This window comes from Edaphobacter sp. (assembly GCF_028283685.1).
Classification (GTDB): Bacteria; Acidobacteriota; Terriglobia; order Terriglobales; family Acidobacteriaceae; genus Edaphobacter.
This window is the reverse complement of the sequence record NZ_JAPWKF010000004.1, coordinates 29,414-42,890: the sequence shown is the minus strand read 5'-3', so window position 1 is coordinate 42,890 and position 13,477 is coordinate 29,414. Positions and strand designations below refer to the sequence as shown.

The window sequence follows — 13,477 nt, the reverse complement described above, 5'->3', positions numbered from 1 at the left end:
GCAGCTTGTGCTGTGTCGCTTAAGCAGAAGCCTCTTCTGCCGTAGCAGGTGCAGTGGTCGCAACAGTCCAGTTCGGATCGCCAACCTTGAAGCGTGCGAAGCGGCGAACGCTGATGTTCTCGCCAAGCTTGCCGACGCGAGTTGCGATGATCTGCGAGATCGTCTGCGCCTGATCCTTGATAAACGGCTGGTCGAGCAGGCAAACCTCTTCGTAGAACTTGCTCATCTTGCCCTCGAGCATCTTCTCGATGATGTTAGCCGGCTTGCCGGAAGAAGCAGCCTGCGCGCGATAGATCTCCTTCTCACGCTCGATATCCTCAGGCGTGACATCCTCGCGGCGAACATAGCGCGGATCGGCAGCAGCGATATGCATGGCGATATCGCGGAGCAGCTCCTGGAAGTCAGGCGTGCGGGCGACGAAGTCCGACTCGCAGTTCAGCTCAACGAGAACGCCGATCTTTCCGCCTGCGTGGATGTAGGTGCCGATGGAACCTTCGTTCGTGGTGCGCGAAGCCTTCTTCGCAGCCGATGCCATGCCGCGCTTGCGGAGGACGACGAACGCCTCCTCCATATCACCCTTGGCCTCCTGCAGCGCCTTCAGGCAATCGCCCATGGGAGCAGAGGACTTTTCGCGGAGTTCCTTCACGAGTTTTGCATCGATCTTTACGGCTGTCTCAGACATTGGGTGTTCCCTTCCTGGTGTAGAGCATGATTCATACAAAGGGGGCGCGGGCTCTTTCGACCCGCGCCCCCTGATGTTGCCAGATGGCAGTTACGGCACTGCAAATATGCTGTGCCCGGGGGCTTAGGCTCCGGTCTCTGCGATGGCCGTTTCGGGCTCATCGACGGAGGCAGCGGCAGGCGCCTTGCGAATGTTGCCGCCAAGAACAGCTGCGAGATCGACGTTCTCATCCTCATCGGCATCTGCCGCGGTGATGGAAGCCTGTACTTCGTTCAGCTCGCCCTCTTCGCCAACGAACTCGGGAGCGACCTCGGCCTGCTGCACGTCCGCAACCTCTTCGGAGAAGGCGCGCTCGGAGACCATCTGCGTTCCCTCGAAGGCCGAGTCGGCGATCTTCGTGGTGAAGAGGCGGATGGCGCGGAGAGCGTCGTCGTTGCCCGGGATCACGTAGTCAACCACGGTAGGATCGCAGTTGGTGTCAACCACAGCGACGACCGGGATGCCCAGCTTGCGGGCCTCGGAGACTGCGATCGCCTCGTTGTTCGAGTCGATCACGAAGATCGCATCGGGGAGGCGCTTCATGTTCTTGATGCCGGAGAGATTCGTCGACAGGTGCTTGCGCTCGCGCTCCAGCTTGATGACTTCCTTCTTGGTCAGCAGCTCGTAGCGGCCGTCGGTCGACATGTCGTCGAGCTCCTGCAGGCGCTTCACCGACTTCTGCACCGTCACCCAGTTGGTCAGAAGACCACCGAGCCAGCGCGAGTTGATGTACGGCATGCCTGCGCGGGTCGCTTCCTCAGCCACGGCATCCTGCGCCTGGCGCTTGGTGCCGACGAAGAGGATGAGCTTACCGGTGGAGGTCAGATCGGTGACGAACTTGGACGCGTCCTTGAACATCTTGAGCGTCTTCTGCAGGTCGATGATGTAAATTCCGTTGCGCTCGCCGAAGATGTATTCCTTCATCTTGGGGTTCCAGCGCTTGGTCTGATGCCCGAAGTGTACGCCAGCCTCGAGCAGTTCTTTCATCGTAATGGTAGCCAAATTGATCTCCTTGGTTAAGGTCGTCGGAGTGTGCCCATCCGTGACCTGTATTGATCCCCCGCAGGGGAGATTGAACTCCTTGCCTCAGGCGATCGTGCTGCCGGAGGGTGTTGCGAGCGGATGCCTCGTCCATAGAAGACGAGACACCCGCCAAAGCGTATAGGCCCACAGGCCTCGAAGACTAGCGCTTCGAGAACTGGAAGCGAGCGCGGGCGCCCTTCTGACCGTACTTCTTGCGTTCCTTGGCGCGCGAGTCACGGGTCACAAGGCCTTCGCTCTTGAGTGCCTTGCGGAGCTCAGGGTTGAAGACCATCAGCGCGCGGGCGATGCCGAGCTTGACCGCATCAGCCTGACCCATTACGCCGCCACCGCGAACGGTGGTGATGACGTCGAAGGTTTCGCCGATGTCGGGGATGCCGAGCGAACGCTTGGCAGCTGCACGCTGCTGCGCGGTCACGAAGTAAACGTCAACGTCTTTCTTGTTGACGGAAAATTTGCCGCTGCCCGGGCGCAGGAAGACGCGCGCGATCGAGCTCTTGCGACGGCCGGTGCCATAGTACTGGACGAGATCTGCCATGTTGATCCTCTTAATCCTTTTCCACTGGGCCTAAGCCCAAAACTTGATATCGCGAAAATCGCGAACTTAAGCGGTCGCCTCGAGCGGCTCAGGCTTTTGAGCCTGGTGCGGATGCTTGTCGCCCTTGTAGACCTTCAGCTTGGTCGCCATCTGGCGGCCCATCTTGGACTTCGGCAGCATACCCTTCACAGCCTGCTCGACGATCGCCTCGGGGCGACGCTTCAACAGGTCGATGAACGACTCTTCACGCAGACCGCCGGGGAAGCCGGTGTAGCGGCGATAGAGCTTCTGGTCAGCCTTGAGTCCGGTCAGCACGATCTTCTCGGCGTTGATGATCACAACGTGATCGCCGGTATCGATGTAGGGCGTGTAGAGCGGGTTGAGCTTGCCGGACAGCACATTCGCTGCCTGGGTTGCAAGGCGGCCAAGCGTCTTACCGCTGGCGTCGAGGACAAACCACTTGCGCTGGATCTCTTTCGCGCTCGGAATCCTGGTGGACATCGTCTTAAGTACTCCATGTTTCTGCCGTCTTCCATGGTCGGCATCTAGCGGAAGAATTCGTAGAACGGATAGTGTTGCAACTGCCGTAAAAACCAAATTTCAACCAAAAATCAGCCCATGCGGACGAGTTAAGCGTAGAGAACCCTTGGTCCTCACAAGCGCTGAAAACGACCGCCTGGATTTGCGCACAGAGCCTGGTTGGGGTCCTGAGGTGTGGGTGCTTTAGGAGCTCCGATGATGCCGCCCCGGGTGGATCCACCACGTGATCTCGCTGCGTACTGCCACACAGACGTGCAGACGCGAGACTGCGCGAGATTCAAGAATATCCGAGGCCGGTGGGGGAGTCAACGAAAGTTACTGGCGAAGGCCAGAAATTCGTGAGGATATTCACGATTCGAGCCCACTGCCCTACCCGCTAATGCGTCAGCTGCGAGACCGTGGGCTGCTGTCCGAAGCTGGTCGTCAACAGCTGCGGGGCCGGTTTGCGGCGATGGCGCTTCTGTGCGTTGGGGATCGGCGGCTCCAACCGATAAAGAATCAACAGGTTACGCTCAGGATCGTCCATTGCCGGAAACGCCGCTACCCGATGCAGGTGGTAGATCGGCGTCAGGGCGTCCATCTTATCGTCGTCGACCTCATTCCAGGTGATATACCACCCTGGATGATAGGCGCGAACGCGATCCGACAGCTCCATGGTGCCGAAGTCGTCGCAGATAGACGGCAGGCCGGTCATCAGTGAAAGATCGGAGCCGCTGATGGAGAGCACCAGTTGGTTCTGTTTGTGATCCGATGTGACGATCTGACGGATGCGCTGTGCGGCTTCAGAGAAGGTGTACTCCGGATATCGCACGTAATGCAGCGTATGCCTTGCATCATTCGCGGCGATCACGGCAAGGGCCAGGGCTGCGGAGACCCCAACGAGGTGGCGGATCGGCGCGATCACATTCCTGCGATTCCACAGGCCCTCAAGCGCGATGGAGCTCAACAGGATGAACGGCACCGCAACCACCAGGTAATATCGCGGCTGAAGATTGTCGTGATACGCGAGAAACGACTCGTAGCCAGCGATCCAGAGCAGCAGCGCCGGCACCACCGGATTGCGCAACAGGCGCCTCTCCAGCGAAAACACGACAAGAATCGCCACCAACGCGAGCGGATAGAACAGCCTGCCGATCCACGTCCCATCCGTAAAGGTGTCCTGCAGAACCGACAGGGCGTTCTCCCGCGTAATGCCGGTGTAGGCGTTGGCCGCGAAGAGGTAGTGGTAGTCCTCCAGGAACCGGGGACGCACGACAAGACCGTAGTAGGTCGCCCATACCACCCCCGCCAGCAGCAGCACAGGCCACACGGCTCGAACGAACGAGCGCAGCGAGTAGTCTCGTCGCGCATAGAGCATCCAGAAGACGGCCGGCATAAGGAAGACGGCGGTGGTTTTGGTGAGAACCATCAGGGGCAGAATCAGGCCCATTCCGATGATCGGGGCCCAGTACCTCAGGGTGCGCTCGCTTCCCTCCGGCAGCACGTAAGAAGCGGTCAGCAGCGCCAGCGTCGTAAGCAGGATCAGCATCGGCTCAAGGATCGCCAGGCGGCTGAAGACATAGCAGAACGGGCTGACCGCGAGCAGCAACGCCGCAATTGCAGGCGCCAGGGATGAGGTGGCGAAGTCGTTCGCCGCAGTCATGCGTGCGCTGCGCCGCAAAAGCAGATAGGCAGCCAGAACGATCAAAACAAATACCGTCACCGAGAGCGACCGTGCCGCGATGACATTCGCTCCGGTGAAGTGAAACAGCGCCGACTCCGCGAGCGGCCAGACCGGAAGAGCCGCCGCGGGGTTGAAGTCTCCCGGAACATACCAGCTGCCGCGTTGGAAATAGCGGATGGCGGCATCGCCGTACCAGCCCTCATCGGTGTACTTGGCCCAGTCCATCCAGGGGGAGTGGTTGGGGAAATCGGCCCGAAGATGAACCCCGTGCAGCAGCAGAAAGACTGCCGCAACAGCGAGCAGAGCGGCTTCCATCCATCGCACAGTCGATAGACGCCGGGCTCGAAGAGGTTCTGTTTCCGTAGGGTTCATAAGCAAGGTCGACCAGAGAAACGGCTACACCGCCGAAGAAAGCACTCGCGCCGCCTCCTACCACCTTGAATGGTTTCGGAATATGGTTTACGGCGCCGAATCAGGAGACGGGTGCGGCTTCATGGCCGTCGACTCCGCTCTTCCTTTCATTAAGTTACCGGCGAGCCGTCTGCGATGCAAGACGGCTCGCTCCAGTGCTGCTGCCTTCTATTCGTAGGCCAGCGCATCGATCGGATCTTTGCTGGCTGCCTTGAAGGCCGGATAGAGCGCTCCAAACATGGCCCCCAGGAAGGCGATCGCGATCGCCTTCCAGACCCAGGGCAGGTCGATGACAAAATCCAGCGTCGGAAACTTTGCATCGAGCGCCACGCTCAGTGCAAAGCTGGAGATGACTCCCAATATCGTTCCAACCGCTGCAATAACCGCGGTCTCACGTAGTACGAGACCGACAATGTAGCCGCGTGAGGCACCCATCGACTTCAGAATGCCGATCTCGCGAGTACGCTCCATCACCGCCGTGTACATCGACTGGAAGATGACCAGGAATCCAATCACCAGGGCAATCCCCACGACCACCCGGATTGCCGTGCTCATATAAGGGAGTCGGGAGGGCGAGATCGCGGAGAGATACTCTTCGGCAGTGGCAACGTTGTACTGCGACATGCCGTCGGTGGCCAGGATGGCCTTGCGGATCTCATCCTGATACTTCGGCTGCTCTTCCGTTCGCAGATAGAACAGCGAGGCCTTACCCTCAGTTCCGGTCAAAGAACCCATGGTGGTCAACGGAATAAACTTGCGTCCGCCCTTGCCATGCTCGACGATGCCGCAGATGTGGAAGTCGTGATTGAGGATCTTGATCGAATCACCGACCTTCTTTCCAGGAGCAGCGTAATCATCGATGATCACGTCATCAGGCCCCTGAAACGGCCCGCCGCTGAGAAAAGTAAACGGCAGGAGATCGTTGAAGCTCTTATAGTCGACGCCGTATATGCTATCCAGCGACCCCGTCAGCTGAATATTGACCGGCGCAGCCACCGCAACATGAGGAATCTTGGCCAGAATATCGGCCACCTTCACCGAGGCTGCGGCAGAACTCATCCCGATAAAGTTGTTGGTCGTGCTGGGACGCACGATCATGTCCATGCCAATGCCGTTCTGACGGGTCTTGAATCCATCAATCTTGCCGAGAAGAATCGCCGTGATCGAGAGGATCATGATGACCTCAATCGCAATGGCGAGGGCGCTGATGAGCGAACGGAGAGGACGGTGGATGAGATTGCCGACAACAAGCTTATTCATGCTGCTTTCCAGTGTATGGCAGCCAGGCCTCTATTGACCGGAACTCCGACGCTCGGAAGAGGTGATCGGAACCTCAACATGCGCTGCGGTGACTCTGACGAGGAGAGAGGGAGCATAGCGCAATATCCCAAAATCACGACCAGGACCGGTGGTTACGTTTGGAATCGGTCGAGGGAAGCACTGAGGCGAATCAAAGGGGTGGGTGTATCCCCCTGTAGAATGACCATGTTGGTACGTCCCCCCATCAAAAAGGCTGGTTTTTTTGACTTCGACCGCCGGCCGGGCTATTCTGCCCACAACCCATGCCGTTTGATAGGCATGGCTCGATTTTGTCGACTGGCGCGTACGGAGCGGAATGGAACGATTCGGCGACGAGTTGCGGATGGAACGCGAGCATAGGCAGGTTACGCTCGATACGATCTGTGCCATGACGAAGGTCTCGGTCCGTCATCTTGAGGCGCTGGAAAGCGGCCGCCTGATGGAACTGCCCGGCGGCGTCTTTCGCAAAGGTATTCTGCGGAGCTATGTGACCGCTGTGGGTCTCGATGAGACCAGCTGGATGGAGAAATTCGAGAGAACCCTTCGAGAGATGGGCGGTTCGTCATCCCCCACCGACAAGGATTGGGTCGAGTTTGCAGAGAATGTTCGCAAGAGTCGCGGGAACGCCCGCTCCGGCTCCGGGGCACGCTGGCTTGGTGTCGCGGTCATGCTGATGACGCTCGTGATGCTGGGCTGGAGCGTCTGGAAATACGTCCTGCACGGCCACTTGTCCTTGTAAGTCTCCAAAGTCTCTTATTTCTCCACTCAATGCAATCCGCTGCCGTTAGATGCGGATTCCGGGCCAATAAGTGTCTGACTGCAATCCCTGCTCTCGTGCAGAGGTAAAATAAGAGGGTTATTAAGAGCATTGGCACGTCTTCCGTACGAGCCTCAATAAGGAGCCTGTAATTGTCTACACGCGAGCGTTTTCTCTTCACCAGTGAGTCCGTCACCGAAGGACACCCTGACAAGATCGCCGACCAGATCTCGGATGCGATCCTTGATGCCTGCCTGGAGCAGGACCCCTACAGCCGCGTTGCCTGCGAGACCCTGACCTGCACCGGCCTCGTGGTCGTCGCTGGTGAGATCACCACCAAGGCCTACGTCGATTTCCAGGGCCTCGTTCGCGGAACGGTTGCTGCCATCGGCTATGACAACGCTCTGTACGGCTTCGATTCGAACACCTGCGCCGTCATCTCGACGATCAACAAGCAGTCCGGCGACATCGCCATGGGTGTGGACACGGGCGGCGCCGGCGACCAGGGCATGATGTTCGGCTATGCCACCAACGAGACCCCCGAGCTGATGCCCACCCCGATCTCTCTGGCGCACCGTCTCGCCTTCCGCCTGAGCGAAGTTCGCAAGAACGGCCTGATGGCTTACCTGCGTCCCGACGGCAAGAGCCAGGTGACGGTGGAGTACGACGCTAACCACAAGCCCGTTCGCGTCGATGCAGTCGTCATCTCCACGCAGCACGCTGAGAACGTCTCCAACGAAGAGCTGCGCGGCGACATTCTCAAGAATGTGATCCAGAACGTGATCCCGGCCAACCTGCTTGACGAGAACACCAAGTATCACATCAACCCGACCGGACGCTTCGTCGTCGGCGGACCGATGGGCGATACCGGCCTGACCGGCCGCAAGATCATCGTCGACACCTATGGCGGCATGGGCCGTCACGGCGGCGGAGCCTTCAGCGGCAAGGACGCCACCAAGGTCGACCGTTCGGCTGCCTACATGGCTCGCTACGTCGCCAAGAACATCGTTGCTGCCGGCCTGGCCGATCGCTGCGAGGTTCAGCTTGCATACGCCATCGGCGTCGTGGAGCCGGTCAGTGTACTGGTCGACACCTTCGGCACGGGCAAGGTTGATGAGGCCACCCTGGTCGATGTCGTCCGCAAGAACTTCTCGCTGACGCCCAAGGGCATCATCGAGACCCTCAAGCTGCGCCGTCCCATCTTCAAGGCAACCGCAGCCTACGGCCACTTCGGCCGCTCGGGCGAGGGCTTCACCTGGGAGGCGACCGACAAGGCCGCAGCTCTCAAGGAGCAGGCTCTGGCTGTTGCCGCAAAGTAAGATTTTGCGGTAAATCCATCAGGTGGCGGGCCTTAGGGTCCGCCACCATGTTTTTAACGGCCCCAGGCAAAAGCGAAAGTCCCACAGCACAACCGCATGTTGTAAGCAGAGCATCCAACCGCAGGTTAGTCGCGCGCGGGTCTGCTCCTCTGCTTTTAGAAAGCACCTTCTGTCCGAGGTCTCCACACTATGCTTATCCGCTCCGAGTACGATATCCAGTTTCATCTGCCGGCGGCTCTTAGTATTGTGGCGATGCTTCGGCTTCATCCTTCGCTCGACGGCGCGCATCGCGAAGGAGAATCTCTCTCAATCGAGCACATCGACCTCGATACCAAACGTGAGCTCGAAGGGCATGAGTACGTTGACAGCTTTGGCAATCGCTGCACGCGCTTCAGTGCGCCAGCCGGAGCCCTACGTCTTGCAGGAAGCAGCCTGATTGAGATCGAACCCACACCAGATGAAAATGGCTTCGGCACAGACCAGCATCCTGTAGAGGGCCTGCCCGACGAGATGCTGCAGTATCTCCTCAGCAGCCGCTACTGCGAAGTCGACAAGCTATCGCAGATCGCCTGCGATCTCTTTGCCTCAACAGCACCTGGATGGATGCGCGCAGTCACTATTCGCGATTGGGTCCACGATCATGTGAAGTTCAACTACCAGACCGCGCGTCCCACCAAGACGGCACTCGACGTCTTCACGGAGCGCGTAGGCGTCTGCCGCGACTATCAACATCTTGCCATCACACTGACGCGTGCCATGAACATCCCGGCCCGCTACGTCACCGGCTATCTCGGCGACATGCGCGTTCCTTACTCAGGCGCAGGAGACTTCAGCGCCTGGTATCAGGTCTACCTCGGCGGCCGCTGGTGGACGATGGACGCGCGTCACAACACGCCGCGGATCGGGCGCGTGCTGATGGCTACCGGCCGAGATGCCACCGATGTCGCCATCACGACCAGCTTCGGCAATGCACTGCTCACACACTTCTACGTCGAAAGCAACGAGGTGGACGAGACGGGTGAACGTGTTCCCCTGCCGTTGTCTCCTGCGAGTGCGGACGCAGGCACTGCTCCCGAAACAGGATCGGTCGCCGAACCGACGGGAGTGAGCAGCATTGACGAATGAGCAGCATTAATTTGCACGAACATTTCGGATTGTAGCCATCGTGCCGGTCAAGGAAGATACTGACATGGAGATGACCGCAATCAAAAATCACAGCGCATCAAACACCGGCCGTCGCTGGCAACAGGTACTTCAGCGAGACGCAAAGGCAGACGGGCAGTTTTACTATGCTGTCCGGTCGACCGGAGTCGTCTGCAAGCCGAGTTGCCCCAGCCGACGCCCTGCACGCGAGAACGTGCAGTTCTTCTCAACCCTGGCGGATGCTGTTGAGGCGGGCTATCGCGCCTGCCTGCGCTGCGAGCCCGATAGAACATCTCCACGACCCGATCCCCAGGCTGACCTCGTCACCGAGATCGCGGAGCACCTCCGCGGGCACGCCGATGAATCGCAAACGATGTCACAACTGGCACAAAAGGCCGGGGTCGACAGGCTGACCCTGATGCGTGCCTTCCGCCGTGTCTTCGGCGTCAGCCCGGCGCAGTATGCCAGGGCGCAGCGCATGGAGAACTTCAAGCACAAGATGAGGAGACCCGCCATGACTGTCACGGATGCGATCTACGACGCAGGCTTCGGTTCGAGCAGCCGCCTGTACGAAAAAAGCAATGCACAGCTGGGCATGACGCCGCGAGAGATGAAGAGTGGCGCAAAGGGAATCACCGTAAAATATGCCACTGCCAGCTGCCCTCTTGGCCGCATGCTCGTGGCGGCGACGGAAAAGGGCATCTGTTCCATCACCTTCGGCGAAGATGACATGGAGCTGAAGGCTCTTCTACTCGCAACCTTTCCAAGCGCCAATCTCGTCGCAGATAGCAGGACGGACGGATGGCTGGGTGAGGCGATTCGATTCGTCGCAAGCCAGACCACCGAACATCCCCTGGCTGCAACCTTTCCGCTTGACGTGCGTGCCACTGCATTTCAGCAGCGCGTATGGAATGCGCTAAAGGCGATCCCGCGCGGGGAGACCCGCACCTACTCCGGCCTGGCTACCGAGCTTGGTTCGCCAACCGCAACCCGCGCCGTCGCCGGAGCCTGCGCCGCAAACCCCGTCGCCATCGTCGTTCCCTGTCACCGCATCATCGGCAAGGACGGCTCGTTGACCGGCTACCGCTGGGGCACAGAGCGCAAGCGAAGGCTGCTGGAAGCAGAAAAGCTCCCACAGAAGCGAAGGCGGCAGTTACAGTGAAGCGATGATCGAGGCAGCGCAGCTGAACCGGAACGCGGTCGAGGAACGCTCGCTCTACGCGAAGATCACACGCCGCATCGTCCCTTATCTGTTTTTGCTTTATATCGTCGCCTACATCGACCGCGTCAATGTAGGCTTCGCCGCCATCGACATGAAGCGCCAGCTTGGCTTCAGCGATTCTGTCTATGGCACCGGTGCGGCCATCTTCTTTCTCGGCTACGCGTTCTTCGATCTGCCCAGCAGCATGATGATTCCGCGCGTCGGGACGCGGCTCTGGATCGCGCGCATCATGATCTCGTGGGGCTTCATCGCTGCGCTGATGGCCCTGGTTCGCACGCCGACATCGTTCTACCTGACGCGTTTTCTGCTTGGCGTCGGCGAGGCGGGCTTCGTTCCCGGCATGCTGCTCTACCTCACGCAATGGTTTCCATCGCATGTACGGGCGCGTGCAGTGGCCAAGTTCATGACCGCAACCTCCCTCGCCGGCGTCTTCGGAGGTCCGCTCTCAAGCGCTCTTCTGAAGCTCGACGGTCTCTATGGGCTCAGTGGATGGCAGTGGCTCTTTATCGCCGAGGGAATTCCGACAATCCTGCTGGGCATCTCCGTCCTCTTCATCCTGCGCGACAGCCCCACCGAGGCTCACTGGCTTATGGCAGAAGAACAGCAGTGGCTCATGCAGGAGTTGGAAGCAGATCGTGCGCGATACGGAGCGACGCAGCATCACTCCTTCGCCGATGCCTTCCGCCTGCCGATCCTCTGGCTGCTGATCGTCGTCTACATCACCGTGCAGATCGGCGTCTACGTCGTCAATCTGTGGATGCCGCTGATGCTCAGCAATCTTCACGGAAGTCCTGACGCAAGCGGCATCGCACGCCTTTCGACCGTCACCTACCTGCTGGCCGCCATCGTTACCGTCATCGTCGGCTGGAGCTCCGACCGCTGGAATGAGCGAAGCGCTCACATCGCTGGCTGCATGGTCTGCGCTGGAGTCGGCTTTGCTCTTGCCGGAGCGGCAACGACGATGCCGCTTGCACTATGCGGTTTCTCGCTGACCACCATCGGCATGTTCAGCTCGATGGGCCCCTTCTGGGCGCTGATGACGAGAAACGCCACTGGCTCGGCGGCCGCTGCAGGGGTCGCTCTCGTCACCAGTCTGGGTGCGCTGGGCGGCTTTACCGGACCCTACATCACGGGCCTGCTACGCGAGTCGACCCACAGTTTCGCCAGGGGCCTGTACGCCATCGCCGTGCTGTTTCTTATGGCTGCCATCATCAGCCTGATGACAAAGAGATTCGGCAGCTCGACCGCACAACTCTCTCAAACCTGAAAGCTAAGGATGCCTACCGGCAATACGGACCAATTCACTCGCCGATGGTATCCTTGAGATTGGAGATTCGGGCAATTAATCTCACATTTTTCCTGAAAGCTTGAGGTGCCTTCATGGCAACAGCAACCATCGATACAGCAGCAGTCGACTACAAGGTCGCAGATATCTCGCTGGCAGATTTTGGACGCAAAGAGATCGATATCGCCGAGCAGGAGATGCCCGGCCTGATGGCGATCCGCAACAAATACGCTCCGTCCAAGCCGCTGGCTGGCGTCCGCGTCACCGGATCGTTACATATGACGATCCAGACGGCCGTGCTGATCGAGACCATGGTTGCCCTCGGTGCCGATGTGCGCTGGGCGAGCTGCAACATCTTCTCCACGCAGGACCACGCCGCCGCCGCCATCGCGGCCGCCGGTGTTCCCGTCTACGCCTGGAAGGGCGAGACGCTCGAAGAGTACTGGTGGTGCACCGATCAGGCGCTACGCCACAAGGGCGGCCTCGGTCCGCAGATCGTCATCGACGATGGCGGCGACGTCACCCTGCTGATCCACAAGGGCGTCGACCTCGAGAAGGGCGACGGCTGGGTTAACACTCCCTCTGGCAATCAGGAGGAGCAGGTCATCAAGGATCTGCTGAAGAAGATCAACGCCGAAGACTCCTCCTACTTCCAGAAGATGGCGAAGGAGTGGAAGGGCGTCGCCGAAGAGACGACGACCGGCGTTCACCGCCTGTACAAGATGATGGAGCAGGGCAAGCTGCTCGTTCCCGCCATCAATGTCAACGACTCGGTCACCAAGTCGAAGTTCGACAACCTCTACGGCTGCCGCGAATCGCTCGTCGATGGAATTAAGCGTGCCACCGATGTGATGGTTGCAGGTAAGACAGCTGTGATCTGCGGCTATGGCGATGTGGGCAAGGGCTCGGCAGCATCGCTGCGCGGCCTCGGCGCTCGCGTCATCGTCACCGAGATCGATCCCATCAACGCGCTGCAGGCTGCCATGGAAGGCTATGAAGTCACGACGATCGAAGAGACCCTGGGCCGCGGCGATATCTACGTCACCTGCACCGGCAATCTCGACATCATCACCTTCGAACACATGCAGCAGATGAAAGATCAGGCGATCGTCTGCAACATCGGACACTTCGATAACGAGATCCAGATGGACCAGCTCAACAGCGCCACGGGCGTTACCAAGCTGAACATCAAGCCGCAGGTGGATAAGTACACCTTCCCCAGCGGAAGCAGCATCTTCGTGCTGGCTGAAGGCCGTCTGGTCAACCTGGGCTGCGCCACGGGCCACCCGAGCTTCGTCATGTCGAACAGCTTCTCCAACCAGACGCTGGCCGCTCTCGACCTCTGGAAGAACAAGGACACCTACAAGGTAGGCGTCTACATCCTGCCGAAGAAGCTCGACGAGGAGGTTGCACGTCTTCACCTCGAGAAGATCGGTGTGAAGCTCACGACGCTCTCGCCCAGGCAGGCCGACTATCTCGGCGTCTCCGTCGAGGGGCCATACAAGTCCGAGCAGTATCGCTACTAAGCAGCACAGGCA

Annotated in this window: 12 protein-coding genes; 6 read left to right on the top strand and 6 right to left on the bottom strand. The window is 59.4% G+C overall.

Annotated elements, in window-relative coordinates; all coding sequences use genetic code 11:
- Window positions 1-19: 19 nt before the first annotated feature.
- The 6 genes from tsf to PW789_RS05125 form a co-directional block, all read right to left on the bottom strand.
- Window positions 20-682, bottom strand: a complete 663-nt coding sequence (gene tsf, locus PW789_RS05150) for a translation elongation factor Ts (RefSeq protein ID WP_299372436.1) — start codon at window positions 680-682, stop codon at window positions 20-22.
- 123 nt (window positions 683-805) lie between these two features.
- Complete coding sequence (gene rpsB, locus PW789_RS05145; protein WP_299372433.1) at window positions 806-1,723, bottom strand: 30S ribosomal protein S2; 918 nt, start codon at window positions 1,721-1,723, stop codon at window positions 806-808.
- Between the two features lie 181 nt (window positions 1,724-1,904).
- A complete protein-coding gene (gene rpsI, locus PW789_RS05140) occupies window positions 1,905-2,300 on the bottom strand; it encodes a 30S ribosomal protein S9 (RefSeq protein ID WP_299372429.1) in 396 nt (131 codons plus the stop codon).
- A 66-nt stretch (window positions 2,301-2,366) separates the two neighbouring features.
- On the bottom strand, window positions 2,367-2,801 hold the full coding sequence (gene rplM, locus PW789_RS05135; RefSeq protein WP_299372424.1) for a 50S ribosomal protein L13: 435 nt from the start codon (window positions 2,799-2,801) through the stop codon (window positions 2,367-2,369).
- Between the two features lie 415 nt (window positions 2,802-3,216).
- Window positions 3,217-4,818, bottom strand: a complete 1,602-nt coding sequence (locus PW789_RS05130; RefSeq protein WP_299372421.1) for a phospholipid carrier-dependent glycosyltransferase — start codon at window positions 4,816-4,818, stop codon at window positions 3,217-3,219.
- A gap of 264 nt (window positions 4,819-5,082) precedes the next feature.
- The gene (locus PW789_RS05125) at window positions 5,083-6,174 is read right to left on the bottom strand and encodes an FtsX-like permease family protein (protein WP_299372417.1); all 1,092 of its coding nucleotides are present in this window, start codon (window positions 6,172-6,174) and stop codon (window positions 5,083-5,085) included.
- 355 nt (window positions 6,175-6,529) lie between these two features.
- On the opposite strand from PW789_RS05125, the gene PW789_RS05120 reads away from it, so the two are divergent.
- The 6 genes from PW789_RS05120 to ahcY all read left to right on the top strand — a co-directional run bounded on the left by PW789_RS05120 (window position 6,530) and on the right by ahcY (window position 13,465).
- Window positions 6,530-6,952: a helix-turn-helix domain-containing protein gene (locus PW789_RS05120; protein WP_299372414.1), complete on the top strand. Its 423-nt coding sequence runs from the start codon at window positions 6,530-6,532 to the stop codon at window positions 6,950-6,952.
- 170 nt (window positions 6,953-7,122) lie between these two features.
- Window positions 7,123-8,289 carry a methionine adenosyltransferase gene (gene metK, locus PW789_RS05115; RefSeq protein ID WP_299372411.1) on the top strand — a complete coding sequence of 389 codons (1,167 nt, stop codon included), beginning with the start codon at window positions 7,123-7,125 and terminating at the stop codon, window positions 8,287-8,289.
- A 189-nt stretch (window positions 8,290-8,478) separates the two neighbouring features.
- The gene (locus PW789_RS05110; RefSeq protein WP_299372408.1) at window positions 8,479-9,414 is read left to right on the top strand and encodes a transglutaminase family protein; all 936 of its coding nucleotides are present in this window, start codon (window positions 8,479-8,481) and stop codon (window positions 9,412-9,414) included.
- 64 nt (window positions 9,415-9,478) lie between these two features.
- Window positions 9,479-10,594, top strand: coding sequence for a bifunctional DNA-binding transcriptional regulator/O6-methylguanine-DNA methyltransferase Ada (ada, locus tag PW789_RS05105; protein ID WP_299372405.1), 1,116 nt, complete (start codon window positions 9,479-9,481; stop codon window positions 10,592-10,594).
- A gap of 4 nt (window positions 10,595-10,598) precedes the next feature.
- Complete coding sequence (locus tag PW789_RS05100) at window positions 10,599-11,921, top strand: MFS transporter (RefSeq protein WP_299372402.1); 1,323 nt, start codon at window positions 10,599-10,601, stop codon at window positions 11,919-11,921.
- 113 nt (window positions 11,922-12,034) lie between these two features.
- Window positions 12,035-13,465, top strand: coding sequence for an adenosylhomocysteinase (ahcY, locus tag PW789_RS05095; RefSeq protein WP_299372399.1), 1,431 nt, complete (start codon window positions 12,035-12,037; stop codon window positions 13,463-13,465).
- Window positions 13,466-13,477 lie beyond the last annotated feature (12 nt).

Excerpts from the sequence above, each read along its gene's own strand:
- tsf (WP_299372436.1), bottom strand. The coding sequence starts at position 682 with ATGTCTGAGACAGCCGTAAAGATCGATGCAAAACTCGTGAAGGAACTC.
- rpsI (WP_299372429.1), bottom strand. The coding sequence starts at position 2,300 with ATGGCAGATCTCGTCCAGTACTATGGCACCGGCCGTCGCAAGAGCTCG.
- rplM (WP_299372424.1), bottom strand. The coding sequence starts at position 2,801 with ATGTCCACCAGGATTCCGAGCGCGAAAGAGATCCAGCGCAAGTGGTTT.
- PW789_RS05130 (WP_299372421.1), bottom strand. The coding sequence starts at position 4,818 with ATGGAAGCCGCTCTGCTCGCTGTTGCGGCAGTCTTTCTGCTGCTGCAC.
- PW789_RS05125 (WP_299372417.1), bottom strand. The coding sequence starts at position 6,174 with ATGAATAAGCTTGTTGTCGGCAATCTCATCCACCGTCCTCTCCGTTCG.
- PW789_RS05120 (WP_299372414.1), top strand. The coding sequence starts at position 6,530 with ATGGAACGATTCGGCGACGAGTTGCGGATGGAACGCGAGCATAGGCAG.
- PW789_RS05110 (WP_299372408.1), top strand. The coding sequence starts at position 8,479 with ATGCTTATCCGCTCCGAGTACGATATCCAGTTTCATCTGCCGGCGGCT.
- ada (WP_299372405.1), top strand. The coding sequence starts at position 9,479 with ATGGAGATGACCGCAATCAAAAATCACAGCGCATCAAACACCGGCCGT.
- PW789_RS05100 (WP_299372402.1), top strand. The coding sequence starts at position 10,599 with ATGATCGAGGCAGCGCAGCTGAACCGGAACGCGGTCGAGGAACGCTCG.
- ahcY (WP_299372399.1), top strand. The coding sequence starts at position 12,035 with ATGGCAACAGCAACCATCGATACAGCAGCAGTCGACTACAAGGTCGCA.